Source organism: Microbacterium sp. MYb62 (genome assembly GCF_002979475.1).
In the GTDB taxonomy this organism is placed as follows: domain Bacteria; phylum Actinomycetota; class Actinomycetes; order Actinomycetales; family Microbacteriaceae; genus Microbacterium.
The window spans coordinates 196,900-217,581 of the sequence record NZ_PCOY01000004.1; the positions used below are offsets into that span (position 1 = coordinate 196,900).

Genomic DNA, 20,682 nt, shown 5'->3' on the forward strand with positions numbered 1-20,682 from the left:
GTGAGTCGCATCCGCATCCCGGTCCTCGTGGGGGTGGCGCTCGTCGCGTTCCTCGGTGGTATCCGTCTCGTGCTCGTGCAGCAGGCCGCGCTCGCGCGACGCCGGATCGGGAAGCCGCTGGGGGAGGAATCCCTCGACGCGGATCGCCTCTGGCGGCGAGCTCTCGACGGCGAGCCGCTCGAACTGCTTCTGCTCGGCGACTCGATCGCCGCAGGCCTCGGGGCCGAGCGCCGCAAGGAGACGCTCGGCGGTCGTCTGGCGAAGGCGACGGGACGCCGGATCCATCGGCCGGTGCGGCTGCGCACGGCGGCCGTGGTCGGCGCGGAATCGCCCGATCTGCCGGGCCAGTTCGACGCCCTGCCTGCGGAGTACCGTCCGCACGTGGCGGTGATCGTCGTCGGCGGAAACGATGTGACGCACCGGCTGCCCGTGGCGCTGTCCGCTCAGCATCTGCACGAGACGATCCGCAGGCTCCGGGAGAGGGGCGCGGAAGTCGTCGTGGGCACCTGCCCCGACCTCGGAGCGCTGCGCGCAGTGCCGCAGCCGCTTCGTCGGATCGCATCCAGCCTGTCCCGCCGTCTCGCCGAGATCCAGGACGAGACGGCACGACGGGCGGACGCCGAGCCGGTCGATCTGCGCCGAGCGGTGGGACCGATGTTCTTCGACGAGCCGGAGGCGATGTTCAGCCTCGACCGCTTCCACCCGAGTGCACTCGGCTATCGACGGACGGCCGAGGCGCTGCTGCCCGCGGTGTGCCGTGCGGCGGAGAAGGCCCTCAGCTCGCGTCGTCCGTCGGTGCGGTGCTGAACGATGCCGCCCACTCGGCGACCCGGCGGCTGCTCTCCTCGTCGGAGATGTCCTCGACGCGTGTCATGACAGACCAGCGCACCCCGAACGGGTCGCGGATGCTGGCGAACCGGTCGCCTGAGACGAAGAGCGCCGGTGCCTCGCGCACCGTAGCTCCCGCAGCGACGGCCTTCTCCACGACCGCGTCGACGTCGGAGACGTACAGTCCCATCGAGTAGCAGTCGTCGTCGCCCTCGGGCGCACGGACGAGGTGGTACTCGGCGTTCGGCTCTCCGAGCTGCAGCAGGCCGAGTCCGAACGCGAGGTCGGCGTGTGCGACCACTCCGCCGAACTCGGTCACGTCGATGACCCGGGCGCCGAAGACGTCGCGGTAGAACTCGATCGCCTGCTTCGCGTGGGGGATGGCCAGGAAGGGGGTGAGCGAGGTGGCGCTGTTCGGGCGGCCTTCGGTCGTGTAGGTTCCGTTCGCACCGGTCGTGGGGGTGTTGGTCGTGGTGTCGTCGTTGCTCATGCCGCCACGCTAGGCCGGGTGGTATGCCGGTGGCTTGAAGATCCGCGACAGCATCCGGATGTCGGGGCCGGAGCCTACGCTGGGCGCATGGTGAACCCGACTCGTGGCGTGCTCTATCCCGCGCGCCTGCCCGAGTTCCACCGGCTGCCCGCACCGGCGGCGGTGACCGAGCTTGTCGCCTGGTTCTGGATCCCGGAGTGGGACATCGAGCCCGGACGCTCGTCGCGTCAGGAGATCGTCGCCTATCCGGCGCTCAATCTCGTCGTCGATGCGGATGCCGTGACCCTGTCGGGTGCGACGACACGCCTGTCGCACCGCGATCTGCGCGGGACCGGGTGGGCCGTCGGGGCCCTGCTTCGTCCGGCTGCGGTCGCCGCGCTGATCGACGACCCTGCCGCCCTGGTCGACGGGGAGCGGGTGATCGACGACGGGAGGGGTGTCACCGAGCTCCGCGATGCCGTCGCCTTCGCCATGGGCTCGGGCGAGGGGCACCGCGAGCGGGCGGTCGAAGCCTTCTCGCACTGGCTCGAGGACCGTGCGGCACCGGTCGGCGAGCCGGGACGCCAGGCGAACGCGGTCATGGACGTCCTGATCGGCGATGGCGCGGCGCTCACCCCCGAGGAGGCCGCCACGCGGCTGGCCGTGTCGGTGCGCACCCTGCAGCGGATGACGCACCGGCACGTCGGGATCTCACCGGCCGCGATGATCCGACGCCGGCGTTTGCAGGAGGCGGCGCAGCGGGTGCGTGAGCACCCGGGAGTCGACCTGGCCTCGATCGCCGCCGAACTCGGCTATGCGGATCACGCGCATCTCACGCGCGACTTCCAGGCCGTTCTGGGCATCGCACCGCGCACGTACCGCTCCGAGGCGATCAGCTGAGCCAGACCCGTACGAGCGCAGACCCGGACGAGCTCAGACCCGGACGAGCTCAGACCCGTACGAGCTCAGACCCGCGTGAACCGCAGCCGCAGCATCCGGTATCCGACGCCGATCAGCACCACGGCGGTGCCGATCAGGGAGGCGAGCGCGGGCAGGGTGTTGACCAGCACCAGGCATCCCAGAGCTCCGACCACCTGCAGGGCCCGCGGGTAGTGCCGTGCGGGTCCCTCCTGCCGGAAGGCGGCCGCGTTCGCGATCAGGTAATAGAGCAGCACGCCGAAGGACGAGAATCCGATGGCTCCGCGCAGATCGGCGAGGAGCACGATGGCGATCACGACGAGGGCGATCACGATCTCCGCACGCTGCGGCACCTGATGGCGTCGGTCGATCTCGGCGAGGAAGCGCGGCACGTCGCCCTCGCGGGCCATGGCCAGCGTCGTGCGGCCGATTCCCGTCAGCAGCGCCAGCAGAGCGCCGAGGGAGGCGGCGGCGGCGGCCACCCGAAGGATCGGAGCCCACGCCGATGCGCCGGTGGCGGCGAGCAGGTCGACCAGCGGAGCCGTCGAACCGATCACGTCTGCGCCGAGCACGAGAACGACGGCGAGCCCCACCAACGTGTACACGACGACTGCGCCGCCCAGGGCGAAGACGATGGCGCGCGGGATGGTTCGCGCGGGGGCGACGACCTCTTCGCCCATCGTCGCGATGCGCGCGTAACCGGCGAACGCGAAGAACAGCAGTCCGGCTCCCTGGAGCACACCGTAGGCCGTGGCATCGGGCAGAGGCGTCGGTGTGGCCGTCGGGGCCGCAGCGAATCCGAAGCCGACCGCGATCGCGAGTCCGAGCAGCGAGGCCACCACGAGGATGCGGGTGACCAGGGCGGTGCGCGTCACGCCGAAGCAGTTCACGACGGCGAGGAGCACGACCGCCGCGACTGCGACGGGTGACTGCCAGTCGGCCGGGGCCGCATAGGCGGCGAAGGTCATCGCCATCGCGGCACAGCTGGCGATCTTGCCGATCACGAAGCTCCATCCTGCGATGAAGCCCCACCACGCGCCGATCTCCGCGCGGGCGTACGCATAGGTGCCGCCGGCGACGGGATGCGCGGCGGCGAGCTGCGCCGATGACGTGGCGTTGCAGTAGGCCACCACCGCTGCGATCGCGAGCGCGATGAGGATCCCGCTCCCGGCGACCCCGACCGCGGGAGCCCACACGGCGAAGACGCCGGCGCCGATCATCGAGCCGAGACCGATGGCGACCGCGTCTCCGAGTGTCAGACGGCGCGCGAGGGGCATCCCGTCATCGTGACACGTGGTGGTGAACGCCGGGTGACCCGGTGCTCGCCGGCGCCGGGACGGTCACCGATGCGGGCAGGGTGAGCGTGGCGGGCGTGGAGCCTCCCACCCGAACGATCTGGTCGCTGGCGATCAGGTGCGAGTGGTCGCGTACCGGATCGTCCGTCCCCGAGTTGCGCAGATGCAAGGGATGCGCGCCGGACGACACCTGCACGCGCAGACGCGACCCGGCGGCGAAGCGATGGGCGAGTGGGGCGAGTTCGAGCCGGATGCGGCCGGCATCGTCGACGTCTTCGCTGTCCGCACGGGGCGAGAGTCGCCGATACCCATCGGTGAGCGCCCGGGAGACGCCCCGGGCATCCACTTCGCAGAGACGTACGAACAGGTCGGCGTGGGGGTTCGACGACACGAACGAGAGTGCGATCTCGGGTGCTCCGATGACCACGAGGTCCTCCGGAAGCGGATCGCCGGTGAAGACGAGCACGTCGTCCCGGCGTTCGCGGGTGTGCTGCTTTCGGCGTCCGGCGGCGAACGGGTTGAGGGTTCGACCGCCGGCATCCGGTGTCGGATCCGCCGGGTCGTAGCGATACGCGAGGTCGGCGGCGAGGTTCTCGGCGCCGCTCCGGTCGAGTCGTCCGTCGGCGGTGAGCTCCACGGCCATCGCCGCGTGCGGCGGAGGCCAGCTCTCGAGCTCGCGCCAGCCACCGCTTCCCGTCACGGCGAGGCGCACGCCGTCCGTCGGCGCTTTCCCGGTGAACGAGCGCAGCGCCTCGCGGACGCCGATCACGGTGATCTCCGGGGCGCCGTGCACCCAGTCGCCGATGATGAGGCGCACGGGGCGCCCCGCGTCGCGGAGAGCGGCATAGTCCGAGAGCTGGCCGACCAGGAACAGATCCTGCCATCCGGCGACCAGCGTGACCGGCGGGATGGTGTCGACGTCCTGCGCGAAGTGCATGGGCTCCCACCACGGGTCGCCCTTGTCGCTGTGCTCGACCCAGTCGCGGAAGAACTGCGGGTCGGCGCCACGCGCCACGCGCACCGCATCCGCGGGGGGAACCGCGAGCGCCCCGCGGCGGAAACCGCGGCGGGCGCGCAGCAGCGCCCAGGCCTTCGACGGCAGCGACTGCTCCTGGATGTCGAGCGCGTACGCCCACGTGAGGGGGGTGTCGATCGAGAATCCGCCGCCCGGATAGAGGATCGCGTCATCGAAGCATCGGGCGGAGATCGCGATGCCCATGGCGTCGGGACGCTCCTCTCCGTCGCAGAAGGCCCACTGGGTCACGCCGAAGTAGCTTCCGCCCCAGGAATGCACGCGCCCGGTCGCCCACGGCTGTGCGCGCAGCCACCGCATGGTCGCCTGCCCGTCGGCGACCTCGTCGTGCAGGGGGTCGAACACCCCGCCCGACCCGAAGGTGCCCCGGCAGCTCTGCACCACCACGTGGTGCCCGCGTTCGGCGAGGAACAGCGCCACCCCGCCGATGCCGTCGCGCCCGTACGGGGTGCGGATCAGAACGGTGTGCCCGCCGGATCCTTCCGCATGCCAATGGTCGGTGAGGAGCGTGGCTCCGTCGTCCGCGGAGACAGGGATGGCGGTCGTCCGTGTGACGGCACGGTGCGTCCGCGACGGCATGTCGGCTGCGCGGGAGAGGCGCCGATACTCGCGGCGGGCCGCACCGCTGAGGCGGGGAGCATCGGTCATCGCACGCCTTTCACTCTGGTGACCGCGAACGCGGCGATCACGGCCATCACGACCGCGCCGATGTAGAGGGCCGCGAAGTTCTCACCTGTGGGCGAGCCTATGCGCGTCGCGAAGAATCCGAAAACGGGTACGAGGATGCCCGGGAGCAGATATGCGAGGGCCACGATCCCGAGGTCTTTGCCGGCATCCTCCACCGAGGGAAGACACTCGGTCATCAGGGCGACGTCGGCGGCGATGTAGGCGCCTTGCCCGGCTCCGACGATCGCGATCCCGACCAGGAAGAACGCGATGTCGCCGAACGAGATCGCCAGCACGAGACCACCGGCGCTCGCGAGCGCGCCGATGATGACGCTCGGCTTGCGGCGACCCGTCCGATCCGAGATCACGCCGAAGACGAACGCCATCACCAGGTTCATCAGCGTGAACGCCGCCGTCGCCTGCGTCTGCACCGCGGCGATCTCGCTCGGATCGTCGATGCCGAAGCGGCCGGAGATCGTGAGGTAGAGGTAGCTCGTGACCGACACGATCGACGCGGTCATGAAGAAGCGACACACCCAGGCCCAGGCGAAGTCGGGGTAGCGGCGCGGGCTCAGCCAGAACGTGGCCAGCACCCCCCTCCAGTCCAGGGGTTCGGCCGGCAGCAGGCGACGGATGTCCTTCAGCGTGAAGAACAGCGTGATCGCCAGGACCACGGAGAGGCCGCCCGGGATCAGGAACATGCCGACCTGGCCGGTCGGGGCGACGACGCCCGCGAGCGAGACGCCGCCGAGGATCCCGATCGCGGTGGCGGCACCGGTGACCGCCGACATGATGGCTCGGATGCTGCGGCGGATCTGGTCGGCGAACAGGGTGTGGACGGTCATCGACACCGCGCCCCAGCCCACGAGGACCAGGATCGTGCCGATGCCCAGCACGAGGAGCGAAGGGGCGGTGGCCTGCACCCCGTATCCGGCCAGGGCGATCAGCGAGCCGGAGAGGATCCAGGGGCGGCGGATGCCGAGCTTCGACATCGAGCGGTCGCTGAGCCGGCCGAAGATCGGCGTCGTGATGAGGATGGCCGCACCGCCGAGCGTGAGGATGATGCTCAGGTTGCCTGTCGCCTGATCGGGATCCCACTCCTTGAGGAGTTGGGGGATGGCCACACTGGCGACGCCCTGGGCGATACCGGATCCGAGCCAGGCGAACACGAAGGCGATCCAGAACCAGCGGGTCTGGCGCTGGCCGGGGATCGCGTCGGCGGTGAGCGGGGGAGCGGGGTCGGCGGGGAAAACAGGATCGACTGCGTGGGTGGACATCATCGTCTCCGGGTCTCGGTCGGGGTTCGGGCTGGTCACGGGTGTGCGCCGGCGGTCGTCACCGGATCGGCGGTCGGGTGGCTGGTCGTGCGGTAGGCATCGGCGAGCTCCGAGACGAAGACGTCACGCCATTCCCGTGCGCCCTGCCAACGGCCGGTGAGGCCGGGGGAGGCATGATCATGGCCGGGGCCGATGCGCAGCACGACGGGGACTCCCGCCACCCGCAGCGCATCGGCGTAGGCGGCGGCGCCGTCCCGGAGGGGATCGAACTCGGCGGCGAGGATCAGCGCGGGTGCGAGCCCTCGGTGATCCGGCGCGTCCAGCGGAGACGCCTCCGCGAGGGGAGCTCCGGCGCGATAGACCTCGGCGAGGTGTTCGACGTCCTCCATTTCCGCCGTGCCGAGGTACCGGTGCATCGATTCGCCGAAGAGGCGCAGTGCTGCGGGCAGCACCTCGAGCGTCTGGTGATGCAGTGGTGCTCCGGCATCTCGCTGGCGCAGTGCCGTCGTCGCGGCGATCGTCGCACCGGCGGAGTTGCCGCCGATCCCCAGCCGGGCCGCGTCGACAGCGAGCTCGTCGGCGCGCTCGCGCAGGCTCGCCAAGGTGGCCACGGCGTCGTCGACCGGAGCAGGGAACGGATGCTCGGGCGCCAGCCGATACTCGAGCGCGACGATCTGCACCCCGGAGCGCAATGCGCGATCCGCGCAGAGGCGGTCGTTGAGGAGCTCGTCGATCGTGCCGCCGGTCCATCCCCCTCCGTGCAGCCACAGCATCGTCGGCAGTGCGCCGGTCGCGGAGGCGGGGCGGTATCGACGCGCACGCAGCGGGCCCGCCCCACCGGCGACCATGAGGTCGTCGATCTCCACGCCTGCGGGAACCGGATCGGTGAACTCGACGGCCAGGAGGTCGCTCAACTCCCGTTGCGCGCGGCGGCGCGCTCCCCGGTCGCGCGACTCGAGATCGGCAAGTGTCGCGGAGAGCTCCCGGATGCGTCGGATCCACTCCCGGATCTCCGGACTCAGCGGCGGCCTGCCCTGCTCGTGATCGCTCACGCCCCGGCTCCTTCGTGAAGCGTGCGCAGCTCGGAGACGACGAGGCGATGTGCGGTATCTGCCGCCGGCACGTATCCGGTCGAACCGAGCGATCCGTGTGTCTGTCCGATGAAGCGCATCGCCGTCACCGGCACACCCGCGGCGGAGAGCGCCCGTGCGTAGGCTTCTCCGTCGCCGCGCAGGGGGTCGAGCTCGGAGGTGAGGATCACCGCGGGCGGAAGCCCTTCGTGGGTCACGGCCAGCAACGGTGAGGCATACGGTCGTCGCGCGGCTGCGGAGTCGTCCCCGACGTACTGTCGCACCAGGTTGCGGCCGACCGCACGCACGATCACTCCCGGCATGCGGGCATCGATCCCGCTCATGTCGGCGTGTCCCATCGTCAAGTCCAGTGCAGGGTTCTCCAGCAGTTGCAGGGCGATCAGGTGTGCGGAGCGATCGCGGTTCATGAGTGCCACGGCCGCGGCGAGGTCACCTCCCGACGAGGCTCCGCCCACGGCCATCCGGTCGCGTGAAGCCCCCAGCTCTTCGGCGTGGGTGTGCGCCCATTCGAACGCCGACCAGCACTGCTCCGGCTGGGTCGGGAAGCGTGCCTCCGGCGCGTGGGCGTAGTCGGCCGCGACGATGACGATCCCCGCATCGCGTGCCCTGGCTCGGAACCGGGCGTCCCACGAGACCCAGTCGATCCCGGCGATCGTGAATCCGCCGCCGTAGAAGTACACCAGCACGGGGAGCCCCGACCCTGGTGGCGTGCGCTCCTCGCCGGGCCAGTACACGCGGACGCGCACGTCGGGGTGCCCGTCGACCGGGACGACGTGCTCCTCGGAGGCGGTGGGGAGCGGAGTGATCCCGAGTGCGGCACTCACGGCGTCGTCGTTCTCAGCCGCGACCCGGCGGCGCCCTGCGGGGTCTGCGGGTTCCGGGGCGAGCAGCGGGGCGACCCGCTCCTCCCACGCTGCGACCGCGCTGTCGAGGGCCGGGCGCCGGAATCGGGACCGTGGTGTCGGCATCGGGCATCTCCTTCGATGGGTTCCCACGGTGAATTCGCACCGCGCGGGTTCCGGCCTAGTCTGGGGAATCGAAGAACTTCGATGAAGAAGGAAGCCGAATCATGCGCGCACGCCCGGGACGGGTCACCATCTACGACGTCGCGGAGCGCGCCGGCGTGAGCATCTCCACCGTGTCACTGGCGGTCAGCGCCCCGCACCGGGTGCGCCCCGAGACCCGCGAACGCATCGTCGCCGCGGCTACCGCGCTCGGGTATCGGATGACGCAGGGGCGGCGCGTCGGGGCCGCGCGCATCGCGGTCGCCGCACCGTTCACGACCTACCCGTCGTATCTGCGCCGCCTGTCCGGCATGCTCCGTCGAGCGAGGGACGCGGCGGTCGACATCATCCCGTACGACCTCGATTCCGCGGCTGCGGCGGATGAGCCGCTGCTCGATGTGCTGCCCACTCGCACGGATGCCACCGGCCTCGTGGTAATGGGGGTTCCGCTCGGCGGTGCGGCACGCAGAGCGAGCAGAGCGGCGCGCATCCCGGTCGTCTATGTCGACGTGGTGCCGACACGGTCCGATGCGGGCGGTCCGGTCGTCCTCGTCGACGACCGCGACGGCGGGTCGCAGATCGGCCGCCATCTCGCCGGACTCGGCCATCGCCGGGTCCTGTTCGTGCATGAGCCGCAGCGCTCGCCGGCATACGTGTCGGCGGGGATGCTCCGCATCGACGGGCTGACGCAGCACGTGGCGATGACCGATCTGGCGGTCGCTGATCCCTCTTCGGTCGATGGCCGGGTGATCGCCGCGGCCCGAGCGGCAGGTGCGACGGCGATCGTCGCGAACCATGACCAGTTCGCCGCCGCGGTGCTGTCGGCACTGCGTGCGGACCCTGGCAGCGCCCCGCTCGCGGTCGTCGGCTACGACGACGGTGAGGTCGCCGCAGCGCTCGACCTCACGACCGTGCGGCAGCCGTTCGAGGAGAGCGGGCGCACGGCCCTCGAACTCGTCCTCGGACTGGTGTCGGGCGCATCGACCGCACACGACACCGTGCGACTCGCCCCCACCCTGATCGCGAGGTCGTCGACGCTCGTGCCCGGGGTCAGCCCCGCGAGGCCGTGACCCGCTTCTTCTCCCGGATGTAGACCTCGCGGCGCACCTTCGCGACCACATCGCCCTCCCGGTCGGTGATGACGGTCTCGAACCACTCGAGCACCTTGGCTCCGCCGCGTGCGCGCTCACGGATATCCTCGGCCTTCTCCTTCGACACCTCGAACTCGGCCGTGAGCACCCCGCGGCCGGGCTTGAGGAACTCGATCTCCCCGCGCGTGTCCCACACGACGTGGTCGCGTCCGAGCTGGTGCATCACGAGCATGAAGAAGTACGGGTCGGTCATCGCCGACATCGACCCACCGAACGCGGTCTTGACGTAGTTGCGGGTGAAGACGTTCACGTGGAGCTCGACCGTGGCGTGCGTCCAATCCTCGCTGAAGCGGCGGATGCGGATGCCGCTGAAGAGGTTGGGGATCCACAGGCTCATGCCGATCGCGAGACGGCGGGGAGTGATGCGCATCACGCCAGTGTGGAGGAACGAGCCGAGAGCGACAAAGACGTCTGGAGGGTTGGCACAGTTGTTATAGTTCGCATAGAATAAGTAGCGATTCAGGGAGAGGAGGGTCGGATGCTCATCCGCGTCGATCCCGACAGCCCCCGCGCTCTGTACGACCAGGTGGCGGCCTCGGTCCGCTCCGACATCCTCGCCGGGGTCCTCGCCCCCGGTGACCGCCTTCCCGCGGCACGCGATGTCGCCGCAGCGCTGGACATCAACCAGCACACCGTCCTGCACGCCTACCAGCGGCTGCGCGACGAGGGCCTCGTGGATCTTCGACGCGGCAGGGGAGCGGTCATCGCGGCCTCGGCAGCGCCCCTCGCCGAGCTCGCACACGATATCGATGGGCTGGTGCGACGCGCGGCCGCCCTCGGCGTCTCTGCCGACACGCTCGCCGGCATCATCCAGTCGCACCGCGACGACCGAACCGAACCGACCCGCTCCGAGACCCGCGAGGAGGACTCGCCATGACCACCCACGACCTCACCCGCACCCCGCCGCAGCTGTTGAGGCGCGCCCGGTCGACCTTCTTCCTCGTCGCGGTGATCGTGCCGATCGTGATCACCGCCATCGCTGTCGTGGTCCTCCTCACCTGGCTGCCCACGCTGCCGCAACAGGTCGCGACCCACTGGGGTGTGAGCGGCGCCGATGGCTTCGGACCACCCTCCACATATCTCTGGATCCTCATCGGGATCGGACTCGGACTGCCCGTGCTGATGGCGATCGTGACGCTCGCCTCGGTCGGTGCGCACTGGGGCGGCGCGGCCCGGTTGATGGGCGCACTCGCCGCCGGCATGTCCGTCTTCGCCGCTCTCACGACCCTCGGCTCGCTCGCGATCCAGCGCGGTCTGACCGACATCTCCGATGCGCCGGGCATCGGAGGGGTCATGGCCCTGTCCTTCGCCGGACTCGTTGCGGTCGGCGGCATCGCCTGGGCTGTGCAGCCCCGCGTGCGACCGGAGCAGGGACGCACGCTCGAGCATCGATACTCGGTGCACGTCGCGAAGGGCGAACGCGTCGTGTGGGTCGCGACGACGATGATGCCGCGCGGCGCGCTCGCGTTCCTGCTCTTCGTGCTCCTGGGTCTCGTCGCGCTCGCCGCGTACATGCTCGGCACCGGCGTCGAGGGCGGCTGGATCGCCGCCGCCGTGGTGCTCGTCGTCGGCTTCGCGCTGGCGGCGACCGCCTCCTTCCGCGTCACGGTCACCCCGGAGGGGTTCTCCGCCCGGGCCCTGCTGGGTTGGCCGCGCATCCGGATTCCGATCGACGAGGTCGAGTCGGCTCGCGCTGTGGAGATCTCCCCGTTCGGGGAGTTCGGCGGCTGGGGATGGCGTATCGCCGTCGACGGGCGCACGGGAATCGTCATGCGCCGTGGCTCCGCGATCGAGGTCTCCCGTCGCGGTCGGCGGCCGTTCATCGTGACGATCGACGGTGCGGAAGAAGCCGCGGCGCTGCTGCAGGCCTATGTCGACCGCTCGCGAACACCGGGCACACCTTCGACCGACTCCGGAAAGGCGACCTCATGAACGACCAGACCCTGCACGCGCGCCGTGTGCCGTGGACCGCGGTGATCGTCTTCGTGGTGGTCTCCTTCGCCCTGGCCTGGTTGGTGGCGCTTCCGCTGTGGCTGGGCGACGGTCTCGCCGAGCCGATCTCGGTCGTCCTGCTGCCGGTGATGATGTTCACGCCCGCCGTGGCGGCCCTCGTCGTCACATTCGCCCTGCGCGTGCCCGCCCGCGGGCAGCGTGCGCGCTTCCTCGGGCTGTGGCCGCTGCGCCCGGCCAAGCGCGTGGTGTGGCTCATGGTCGTGGGGTGGCTGGCGCCCCCGCTTCTCGTGGGGCTCGCCATCCTCCTCTCGGGGGCACTCGGCTTCGTGCAGCTCGATCCGACGTTCTCCGGTTTCGCCGCCGAACTCGAGAAGGCCGTTCCCGCCGGCACACCCCTGCCTCCCGTCGGCATCCTCGTCATCGCACAGCTCGCGATGATCCCGCTCGGCGCGCTGTTCAACAGCATCTTCGCCTTCGGTGAGGAGATCGGCTGGCGGGGTTGGCTCCTCCCTGCGCTGCGTCCGCTCGGCACCTGGCCCGCGCTGATCCTCAGCGGCGTGATCTGGGGCCTCTGGCACAGCCCGATCATCCTGCTCGGCTACAACTTCGGTCGCACCGACATCACCGGCGTGCTGTTCATGATCGGCGGGTGCGTCGCGTGGGGCATCCTGCTCGGATGGCTGCGTCTGCGGTCGGCGTCGGTCTGGCCGGCGGTCATCGCGCACGGCTCGCTGAACGCGGCCGGGGGCATGATCGTCCTCTTCGCCGCGGCGCAGCCCGACCTGGCGCTCGCCGGACCGCTCGGCGTCGCGGGGTGGATCGTCCTCGCGGTCGTCGTCCTCGTGCTCGTGCTGACCGGCCAGTTCCGGAAGCAGCCCGAGCTCGCCGACGCTCCGGGTCGTCTGCTCTCCGCCCCGCGGTCTTGACGGACGGCGGCGGCGGGGGTTGGCTGAGGCCATGGAATCCACCCCCTCCGCCTGGTCCGAAGCCGACTCCTTCCTCTCCGATCTGCTCGTCGGCCCCGACGCGGAACTCGAGGCGGCACTGACCGCCCAGCGGGCCGCGGGACTGCCCGAGATCGAGGTCGCGCCGGTCGCGGGCAAGCTGCTGAATCTGCTCGTCCGCATCAGCGGGGCGCGTCGGGTGCTCGAGGTCGGCACCCTCGGTGGCTACTCCACGATCTGGCTCGCCCGCGCCGTCGGCCCCGAGGGGCGTGTCGTGACGATCGAGGCCGAGTCGGACAACGCCTCTGTCGCCCGCGCCAGCATCGATGCCGCGGGCGTCGGCGACCGCGTCGACATCCGGGTGGGGAGGGGAGCCGATGTGCTTCCGACCCTGGTCGGCGGATTCGACCTGGTGTTCATCGACGCCGACAAGGAGTCGAACACGATCTACCTCGACTGGGCGGCGAAGCTCGGTCACCCCGGCACCGTGATCGTGCTCGACAACATCGGGCGTGAAGGCGAGATCGTGCGGGACGACAGCACCGACCCCAAGGTCGTCGGCACCCGAGAGGGACTCCGGATGCTGGGGGAGGACCCCCGATTCGACGCCACCGCCCTGCAGACCGTGGGTGCGAAGGGCTGGGACGGCTTCGCGATCGCCGTCGTGGTCTGACGCCGGCGGGTTCCGGACCGCGGTCCCTCCCTGTCGGGCGAGTCCCGGAGTCCGTCGGACGGCCGGGCTAGACTGAGCGCGGATCGACGACGCTCCACACAACGTTTTCCCCCTGAGCAAGGAGCACATCAGTGGCACTGATCGAGGCTGTAGGCGCACGCGAGATTCTCGACTCGCGCGGAAACCCGACCGTCGAGGTGGAGGTCCTCCTCGACGACGGCATCGTGCAGCGGGCGGCCGTCCCGTCCGGTGCATCCACCGGCGCGTTCGAGGCGTACGAGCTCCGCGACGGCGACAAGAGCCGTTATGGCGGCAAGGGCGTGCTCAAGGCCGTCGAGGCCATCATCGACGAGCTGGGCCCGGCGATCGAGGGTGTCGAGGCGAGCGAGCAGCGCATCGTCGACGAGATCCTGATCGACGTCGACGGCACCGAGAACAAGAAGCGCGTCGGCGCCAACGCCATCCTCGGTGTGAGCCTCGCGGTCGCCAAGGCGGCGGCCGACTCTGCCGACCTGCCGCTGTTCCGCTACCTCGGTGGCCCGAACGCGCACGTGCTGCCCGTCCCGCTGTTCAACGTCATCAACGGTGGCGAGCACGCCGACAACGGCATCGACATGCAGGAGTTCTTCCTCGCGCCGATCGGTGCCGAGACCTACTCCGAGGCACTCCGATGGGGCGTCGAGACCTACCACGTGCTGCGTGCCGAGCTGAAGGCGGCCGGCTACGCGACGGGTCTCGGTGACGAGGGCGGCTTCGCTCCCGACCTGCCCAGCAACCGCGAGGGTCTGGACTTCCTGGTGAAGGCGATCGAGAAGGCCGGTTTCACGCCGGGCACCGACATCGCCCTCGGTCTCGACGTCGCGGCGACCGAGTTCTTCAAGGACGGCGTCTACCGTCTCGACAACAAGGACTGGGACGCCGCCGCGCTCACCGAGTACTACGTCGGACTCGTCAACGACTTCCCGATCGTCACGATCGAAGACGCGCTGGCCGAAGACGACTGGGACAACTGGAAGCACCTCACCGACGCCCTGGGCGCCAAGGTGCAGCTGGTCGGCGACGACCTGTTCGTCACCAACCCGCAGCGCCTGGCCGACGGCATCAAGCGCGGTGTCGCCAACTCCCTGCTGGTCAAGGTCAACCAGATCGGCACGCTCACCGAGACGTTCGACGCGGTCAGCCTCGCGCAGCGCTCCGGCTACACGGCGATGCTCTCGCACCGCTCGGGCGAGACCGAGGACACCACGATCGCCGACCTCGTCGTCGCGACGAACGCGGGCCAGATCAAGGCGGGTGCGCCCGCTCGCAGCGAGCGCGTCGCGAAGTACAACCAGCTCCTGCGCATCGAGGAGGAGCTCGGCGACGCCGCGGTCTTCGCCGGCCGCTCGGCGTTCCCGCGCTACCAGGCCTGAGCGCAGCTGACACCACGAAGAAGCCGCCGACACGGCGGTGAACACCGCCGCCGAAGCGGCACGACGAAGGAGGAGCCGTGGCACGACGACCGGCTCCTCCTTCGGCGTCTCCCGGGCCGCAGCCGCAGCGCCCTGCAGGCAAGACCAGGGCGAAGACGAAGACGACCGCATCGGCGGCGTCCGTGCCGCGCGCAGCGGGGCGGACGCGCGGCGGGGCCCCTCGTGTCGACGTGCGCGAATGGGCCTCGGGTATCCGTCTCTCCGCCTTCTCGGTCATCATGCTCTCGCTCGTGGTGCTCGGCGCGTGGGTGCTCGTCCCGACGATCGGCACATTCATCGATCAGCGCCAGAAGATCGCCGCGCTCGAAGCGTCCGTGCAGGTGAGCGAAGACGAGATCGCCGCGCTCGTCGCCGAGCGCGAGCGCTGGAACGATCCCGCGTACATCACGACTCAGGCGCGTGAGCGCCTCTACTACGTCAAGCCGGGGGAAGTCGTCTACCTGATCGACAACGACCTCGACCCGTCCGCGCTGCCGCGCGAGCAGGACCCCGTGAGCGACACGCTCGAGGAGAAGCCGACGGACTGGATGCCGCAGCTGCTCCGCACCCTCGTCACGACCGGACTCAGCGATACCGCCGCGGTCGCTCCCTGAATGTTCGCTCCGAGCATCCTCTCGGGCGGCTCCCCTACGCTGGTGGGGTGACCACGCCGCCGTTCCCCGCACCCACGCCCGCCGAGCTCGCCGTCGTATCGGCCCAGCTCGGTCGTTCCGCCCGAGGTGTGGTGGGCATCGCGGCCCGTTGCGCGTGCGGCAACCCGACAGTGGTCGCGACCACCCCGCGGCTGCCGGACGGCACGCCGTTCCCGACGTTCTACTACCTGACGCACCCGGCGGCGACGGCGGCGATGTCGACGCTCGAGGCGACCCAGGTGATGCCGGAGCTCGCTGCTCTCCTCGTCGACGACGAGGATGTGGCGGCGGCCTATCTGGCCGCTCATGAGGCGTATCTCGCCGACCGGAGGCAGTTCGGCGAGGTCTCCGAGATCGACGGCATCTCCGCCGGCGGCATGCCGACGCGGGTGAAGTGCCTGCACGCACTGGCCGGGCACGCCCTGGCCGCAGGCCCCGGCGTGAATCCGATCGGCGATGCCGCGCTCGCGCGCTCGTCCTGGTCGCCGTCGGTCTGCCGCTGTGAAGAGCCCGGCGCCGCCGCCCGCGATGAGGCGGCATCCGCGGTATGACCGCACGCCGGACGCTGCGCAGCGCTGCCGCCATCGTGGTGGTCGCGGCGACTGTGCTGCTCCTCGGCGCCTCGGCGACTCCGCCGCCGATCCCCGACGACCCGGCCGATCCCGTGCGGGCGACGGAGTACTGGCTCGACGGGGCGAAGATCCGCGAGGCCTGGCAGACGACCCGCGGCAAGGGTGTGACCATCGCCGTGATCGACACGGGGATCGGCAAGGTCCCGCAGGTGTTCGGTGATGCGGTGGTCGGCGGTACCGACGTTTCCGGTGCCGGCACGCCGGACGGACGCACGCCCCTGGGCGCGGTCGACGGCAACCACGGCTCCTGGGTGGCATCCCTCGCCGCGGGGCGTGGCGCACCGGACGGCACCGGAATGATCGGCGTCGCCCCGGAGGCCAATCTGCTCTCGATCTCGGTGGGCTTCGGCGCCGCCGCGGCCGTGCCGTTCACGGAGCAGGTCGCGAAGGGAATGCGCTGGGCCGTCGACAACGGCGCCGACATCATCAACCTCTCGTTCACGACGAACACCCTCGACTGGGACGAGAGCTGGGACGATGCCTTCCTCTACGCGTTCGAGCATGACGTCGTGGTCGTCGTCGCGGCGGGTAACCGGGGCAGCGGCACGAACGTCATCGGTGCTCCTGCGACCATTCCCGGCGTGCTCACGGTGGGTGGTGTGGACCAGACGGGAACGGCGAGCATCGAGGCATCGACGCAGGGCATCACCATCGGGATCTCGGCCCCCAGCGAGGGGCTGATCGGGGTCTCCGCCGACGGCAGCGTCCAGCACTGGCGCGGAACGAGCGGTGCGGCACCCATCGTCGCCGGGATCGCGGCCCTGATCCGGTCGGCGCACCCGGACATCAAGGCGATCGACGTGATCAACCGGATCATCAAGACCGCGATCCCCGTCCCCGATGCCGAGAAGCCGCAGGATCCGCTCTACGGCTACGGACTGGTCGATGCGGAAGCGGCGATCTCCGCTGACATCGCTCCCGTGACCGAGAACCCGATGGGCGACCTGGCCGAGTGGATCCGCTGGTTCCGCCGTGCGGAGGCGGAACCGGAGCCCGTGCCGAGCATGACGCCGGTCGCCGTGCCCCCGCTTCCGGCCGCTGACTCGCCGACTGAGGCCGGTTCACCGTTGCTTCCCAGCGCGGATTCACTGCGCTACGGTACCCTGCCGCTCATTGCGCTCACCGTCCCTGGTATCCTGGTAGCGCTTGGCGTCACCGCAGCTGCCCGGCGCATCCGATCGGCGCGCGTTTCCGTACGCCAAATCCCCGACTCCGAGGAGTAGTTCTTCTGTGCCTCAGAACAGCACTGTGCCCAAGATTCTGATCGTCGGCGGAGGGTACGCGGGCTTCTACACCGCGTGGAAGCTCGAGAAGCACCTGCGCAAGGGCGAGGCCGACGTCACCATGGTCGACCCGCTGCCGTACATGACGTACCAGCCGTTCCTCCCCGAGGTCGCCGCCGGTTCCATCGAGGCCAGGCACTCGGTCGTGGCGCACCGTCGTCACCTCAAGCGCACCCACGTCCTCACCGCCAAGGTGACGAACATCAACCACGCGCAGAAGGTCGCGACGATCACGCCGCCGGTGGGCGAGCCGTACGAGTTCGCCTACGACCAGATCGTCGTCACCGCGGGTGCGGTGTCCCGTACCTTCCCGATCCCCGGCATCGCCGACAACGCGATCGGGCTCAAGACCATCGAGGAAGCCGTCGCGATCCGTGACAAGGTCATGTCGAACTTCGACAAGGCGGCCTCGCTGCCGGCCGGTCCCGAGCGCGACCGGCTGCTCTCGGTCGTCGTCGTCGGCGGTGGCTTCGCGGGAATCGAGGTGTTCGCCGAGCTGCGTTCGCTGGCCTCCTCGCTCGTCAGCAAGTACCCGCAGATCAGCTTCGAGGACACGCACTTCCACCTCATCGAGGCGATGGGCCGCATCATGCCCGAGGTCTCGCTGAAGACCAGCGAATGGGTCCTGAAGGACCTGGCCAAGCGGGGCGCCAACGTGCACCTCGACACCCAGGTCACCGGTGCGATCGACGGCAACGTCGAGCTCTCCACGGGCGAGGTCATCCCGACCGACGTGATCGTGTGGACCGCCGGTGTCATGGCCAACCCGACCGTCGTTCGCGGCGGCGACCTGCCCGTCGAGGAGCGCGGTCGTATCCAGACGCGTGCCGACCTGCGCGTCGGCACCCCTGAGGCCTTCGTCGAGGGCGCCTGGGCGGCCGGAGACGTGTCGGCGGTCCCCGATCTCTCGGGCGGCGGCGTCGGCGGCTTCTGCGTGCCGAACGCTCAGCACGCCGTGCGACAGGCGAAGCTCCTCGCGAAGAACCTCGTGGCCGTCCTCCGCGGCGAGAACCCCCGGGAGTACTTCCACAAGAACATGGGCGCGGTGGCGGGTCTCGGCCTGTACAACGGTGTCTTCCAGTCGGGCAACCTCGCCCTCAAGGGCTTCGTGGCCTGGGTCGCGCACCGTGGCTACCACGGTCTCGCGATGCCGACGTGGGAGCGCAAGTTCCGCGTCATCTGGGGCTGGTGGAACAACCTGTGGCTCGGTCGCGACCTGGTGAACCTCGAGACCGTGCAGAACCCGCGCTACGTCTTCGAGGAGTTCGCCGCTCGCCCGCGTCCGGCCGCCCCTGCAGCTCCCGCGGCAGATGCCGCTCCCGCCGCGAAGTCGGAGCCGCCCGTGAAGAAGACGGCGGCGAAGGCAGCCCCGGCGGCATCGGCGGAGACGACGACGAAGCCCGCCGCCAAGAAGCCTGTGGCGAAGAAGGCTCCTGCGAAGAAGGCGGCCGAACCCATCGAGGCCGCGGCGAAGTAGGAGGCCTTCCGAACACCACGATCGGCCCCGTGCGCTCCTGCGCCGGGGCCGATCGTCGTTCTCGGGGGAGTGGACTCCGAGGCGACGCACAGGTGGAGCCGGTAACGTCACCCGGGCAAGGGGAGTACTCCCGAATGCGGCGACGTCGTCATTACGAGCACGAGATCGTGCTCCGGCCCGCCGGCCCGTGAGGGTGGAGGAGACCTTGGCACCCGCATCGCGGGCTGTCGAGTGAACCCTGCCGTCGTTCCGACGTCGTGGATCCGCGGGGGCCCGCACCACGAAAAGGACCACACATGGGCAAGCTCTCCCGTCTGATCGGACTCGCTTCCGAAGCGCTCGACAAGAACACCGGTTCCGGGCGCAGCGGTCAGCCGGCGGACGGATCCCGCTCGACGGACTGGGGTGGGATGCTCCGTGGCGCGGTCGACGCTGTTCGCGGGCCGGCGGATCCCGCGCGTCCGTCGGATGCGAGCGGTCGCCCCGCACCGGCGGACCCCTATGCGCCGCCCACCGCACCGGGCTTCCGTGATCGCGCCGCGAATGCCGCGCCCGCTTCCGGCGACCCGTACGCGCCTCCCGCTTCTGGGGCCTCCCGTGCACCCCGGACCGCCTCCGACGCAGATCGAGCAGCCATCGCACGCTACGACTACCTGGTGCAGACGGCTGACCCGCAGCAGATCGAGCAGATCCATCGTGAGGCCTTCGCCCGGCTGACGCCCGAACAGAGGATCCTCGTCGAGGCGCGCATGCGCGAGGAATTCGCCCCGGGGGAGCGCCCTCGGTCGTCGTCTCCGGATGATCTCGCACGCGCGGCCGGACGTGCCGAAGCCCTGAAGCCTGGGCGGATGCGGGGGCTGTTGTCGCGCGTGCGCGGCGCGGGCGTCGGCGGAGCGGCGGTCGTCGCGGGCGGCGCGGCCGTCGGACTGCTGGGGGCCGTCGCCGGCGGCGCCGTGCTCAGCACCGTCGCCGGACCGCTTCTCGAGCAGGCGGCGAACATCGGGGTCGACTTCGGAGCGTTGGCAGAGGGCGTCGATGTCGAGGCCCTGGCGTCGGGCATCGACGTCGAGGCGCTCGCGGGTGGGGCGGAAGGCATCCTCGGCTCCGCCGGCGAGGCGGCCTCCGGCCTCGGTGACGCGGCGACGGGGTGGGGCGAACGGCTCGGCGACCTCGGGATCCCCGGCATCGGCGACATCTTCGGACGCTGATCCCGGATGATCCTCACGACTGACGCCGAGCACGGTTTCACCGGACTCACGGGGTTCGCCGCGGATGTGCTCACCGCGCTCGGAGACGTCGGGGTCGGCGCGCTCGTCTTCCTCGAGGTGCTGATCCCGCCGATCCCGAGCGAGGTGATCCTGCCGTTCGCGGGATACCTCAGCCAGAGCGGCCACCTGAATCTCGGCTGGCTCATCTTCTGGAGCACGCTGGCGTCATGGCTGGGTGCCTTGCTGCTGTACGGGCTGGGGGCCGCGATCGGCATGCGGCGGGCCGTGCGGATGCTGGCGGCGACCCGGCTGGTGAGCCGGTCCGATCTGGAACGAGGAGCGGACTGGTTCGTCCGCAGCGGGGGATGGACGGTGCTGGTGGGACGCATGGTGCCCGGCGTCCGGAGTCTGATCTCGATCCCGGCGGGCGCATCCCGCATGAATCTCGTGACGTTCAGCGTCTACACGATCATCGGAAGCGGGCTCTGGAACACGCTGCTCCTCGGCGTCGGGGCGGCCCTCGGCACCCAGCACGAGCAGCTGGAGCAGTATCTGGGTTACCTCGATTACGCCGTGTACACGGCGATCGCGATCGCGCTGGTGGTCCTGGTCGTTCGACGCATACGTGAGGCGGCAGGTGAGCGGAAGGCCGTCGCACGGGTCGAGGACTGAACTC

The 20,682-nt window shown here is 70.3% G+C and carries 21 protein-coding genes; 14 read left to right on the top strand and 7 right to left on the bottom strand.

Annotated elements, in window-relative coordinates:
* Positions 1-807, top strand: a complete 807-nt coding sequence (locus CQ042_RS07145; RefSeq protein ID WP_374954463.1) for an SGNH/GDSL hydrolase family protein — start codon at positions 1-3, stop codon at positions 805-807.
* On the opposite strand, the gene CQ042_RS07150 is transcribed toward CQ042_RS07145, so the two are convergent.
* Complete coding sequence (locus CQ042_RS07150) at positions 776-1,318, bottom strand: glyoxalase/bleomycin resistance/extradiol dioxygenase family protein (RefSeq protein ID WP_105669780.1); 543 nt, start codon at positions 1,316-1,318, stop codon at positions 776-778. The two genes, CQ042_RS07145 and CQ042_RS07150, sit on opposite strands and share 32 nt — an antisense overlap.
* A gap of 87 nt (positions 1,319-1,405) precedes the next feature.
* On the opposite strand from CQ042_RS07150, the gene CQ042_RS07155 reads away from it, so the two are divergent.
* On the top strand, positions 1,406-2,197 hold the full coding sequence (locus CQ042_RS07155) for a helix-turn-helix domain-containing protein (protein WP_105669781.1): 792 nt from the start codon (positions 1,406-1,408) through the stop codon (positions 2,195-2,197).
* Positions 2,198-2,262: 65 nt separating this feature from the next.
* Here the strand turns inward: CQ042_RS07155 and CQ042_RS07160 are convergent, their stop codons facing one another.
* From CQ042_RS07160 to CQ042_RS07180, 5 genes are read right to left on the bottom strand one after another with little or no spacing between them, the layout of a single operon-like run.
* A complete protein-coding gene (locus CQ042_RS07160) occupies positions 2,263-3,492 on the bottom strand; it encodes an APC family permease (RefSeq protein WP_105669782.1) in 1,230 nt (409 codons plus the stop codon).
* Between the two features lie 4 nt (positions 3,493-3,496).
* Complete coding sequence (locus CQ042_RS07165; RefSeq protein WP_105669783.1) at positions 3,497-5,191, bottom strand: CocE/NonD family hydrolase; 1,695 nt, start codon at positions 5,189-5,191, stop codon at positions 3,497-3,499.
* Positions 5,188-6,486, bottom strand: coding sequence for an MFS transporter (locus CQ042_RS07170; RefSeq protein WP_105669831.1), 1,299 nt, complete (start codon positions 6,484-6,486; stop codon positions 5,188-5,190). Before CQ042_RS07170 ends, CQ042_RS07165 begins: the two co-directional genes overlap by 4 nt.
* A 35-nt stretch (positions 6,487-6,521) precedes the next feature.
* Positions 6,522-7,538 (bottom strand): alpha/beta hydrolase fold domain-containing protein, encoded by a 1,017-nt coding sequence (locus CQ042_RS07175; protein ID WP_105669784.1) that lies wholly within the window; start codon positions 7,536-7,538, stop codon positions 6,522-6,524.
* Complete coding sequence (locus tag CQ042_RS07180) at positions 7,535-8,545, bottom strand: alpha/beta hydrolase (RefSeq protein ID WP_105669785.1); 1,011 nt, start codon at positions 8,543-8,545, stop codon at positions 7,535-7,537. The genes CQ042_RS07175 and CQ042_RS07180 overlap by 4 nt, the downstream gene beginning before the upstream one ends.
* 101 nt (positions 8,546-8,646) lie before the next feature.
* On the opposite strand from CQ042_RS07180, the gene CQ042_RS07185 reads away from it, so the two are divergent.
* Positions 8,647-9,651: a LacI family DNA-binding transcriptional regulator gene (locus CQ042_RS07185; RefSeq protein WP_105669786.1), complete on the top strand. Its 1,005-nt coding sequence runs from the start codon at positions 8,647-8,649 to the stop codon at positions 9,649-9,651.
* On the opposite strand, the gene CQ042_RS07190 is transcribed toward CQ042_RS07185, so the two are convergent.
* Entirely contained in the window at positions 9,632-10,102 is a 471-nt protein-coding gene (locus CQ042_RS07190) for a PaaI family thioesterase (protein WP_105669787.1), read from the bottom strand. The genes CQ042_RS07185 and CQ042_RS07190 overlap by 20 nt on opposite strands.
* A gap of 108 nt (positions 10,103-10,210) precedes the next feature.
* Here CQ042_RS07190 and CQ042_RS07195 point away from each other — a divergent pair, with 108 nt between their 5' ends.
* The 11 genes from CQ042_RS07195 (at position 10,211) to CQ042_RS07245 (ending at position 20,678) form a co-directional block, all read left to right on the top strand.
* Positions 10,211-10,609 (top strand): GntR family transcriptional regulator, encoded by a 399-nt coding sequence (locus CQ042_RS07195; protein ID WP_105669788.1) that lies wholly within the window; start codon positions 10,211-10,213, stop codon positions 10,607-10,609.
* Complete coding sequence (locus tag CQ042_RS07200) at positions 10,606-11,664, top strand: DUF1648 domain-containing protein (protein ID WP_105669789.1); 1,059 nt, start codon at positions 10,606-10,608, stop codon at positions 11,662-11,664. The genes CQ042_RS07195 and CQ042_RS07200 overlap by 4 nt, the downstream gene beginning before the upstream one ends.
* On the top strand, positions 11,661-12,611 hold the full coding sequence (locus CQ042_RS07205) for a CPBP family intramembrane glutamic endopeptidase (protein WP_105669790.1): 951 nt from the start codon (positions 11,661-11,663) through the stop codon (positions 12,609-12,611). Before CQ042_RS07200 ends, CQ042_RS07205 begins: the two co-directional genes overlap by 4 nt.
* A gap of 31 nt (positions 12,612-12,642) precedes the next feature.
* Complete coding sequence (locus CQ042_RS07210; protein ID WP_105669791.1) at positions 12,643-13,302, top strand: O-methyltransferase; 660 nt, start codon at positions 12,643-12,645, stop codon at positions 13,300-13,302.
* Positions 13,303-13,433: 131 nt separating this feature from the next.
* Positions 13,434-14,714, top strand: coding sequence for a phosphopyruvate hydratase (eno, locus tag CQ042_RS07215; protein ID WP_105669792.1), 1,281 nt, complete (start codon positions 13,434-13,436; stop codon positions 14,712-14,714).
* Between the two features lie 77 nt (positions 14,715-14,791).
* Positions 14,792-15,367: a septum formation initiator family protein gene (locus tag CQ042_RS07220; protein ID WP_105669793.1), complete on the top strand. Its 576-nt coding sequence runs from the start codon at positions 14,792-14,794 to the stop codon at positions 15,365-15,367.
* 47 nt (positions 15,368-15,414) lie between these two features.
* Complete coding sequence (locus CQ042_RS07225; protein ID WP_105669794.1) at positions 15,415-15,957, top strand: DUF501 domain-containing protein; 543 nt, start codon at positions 15,415-15,417, stop codon at positions 15,955-15,957.
* The gene (locus CQ042_RS07230; RefSeq protein WP_105669795.1) at positions 15,954-17,261 is read left to right on the top strand and encodes a S8 family serine peptidase; all 1,308 of its coding nucleotides are present in this window, start codon (positions 15,954-15,956) and stop codon (positions 17,259-17,261) included. The genes CQ042_RS07225 and CQ042_RS07230 overlap by 4 nt, the downstream gene beginning before the upstream one ends.
* 25 nt (positions 17,262-17,286) lie before the next feature.
* Positions 17,287-18,798, top strand: coding sequence for an NAD(P)/FAD-dependent oxidoreductase (locus tag CQ042_RS07235; protein ID WP_105669796.1), 1,512 nt, complete (start codon positions 17,287-17,289; stop codon positions 18,796-18,798).
* Between the two features lie 296 nt (positions 18,799-19,094).
* Positions 19,095-20,006 (top strand): cation-transporting ATPase, encoded by a 912-nt coding sequence (locus tag CQ042_RS07240; protein ID WP_105669797.1) that lies wholly within the window; start codon positions 19,095-19,097, stop codon positions 20,004-20,006.
* 6 nt (positions 20,007-20,012) lie between these two features.
* A complete protein-coding gene (locus CQ042_RS07245) occupies positions 20,013-20,678 on the top strand; it encodes a DedA family protein (protein WP_105669798.1) in 666 nt (221 codons plus the stop codon).
* Positions 20,679-20,682: the final 4 nt, after the last annotated feature.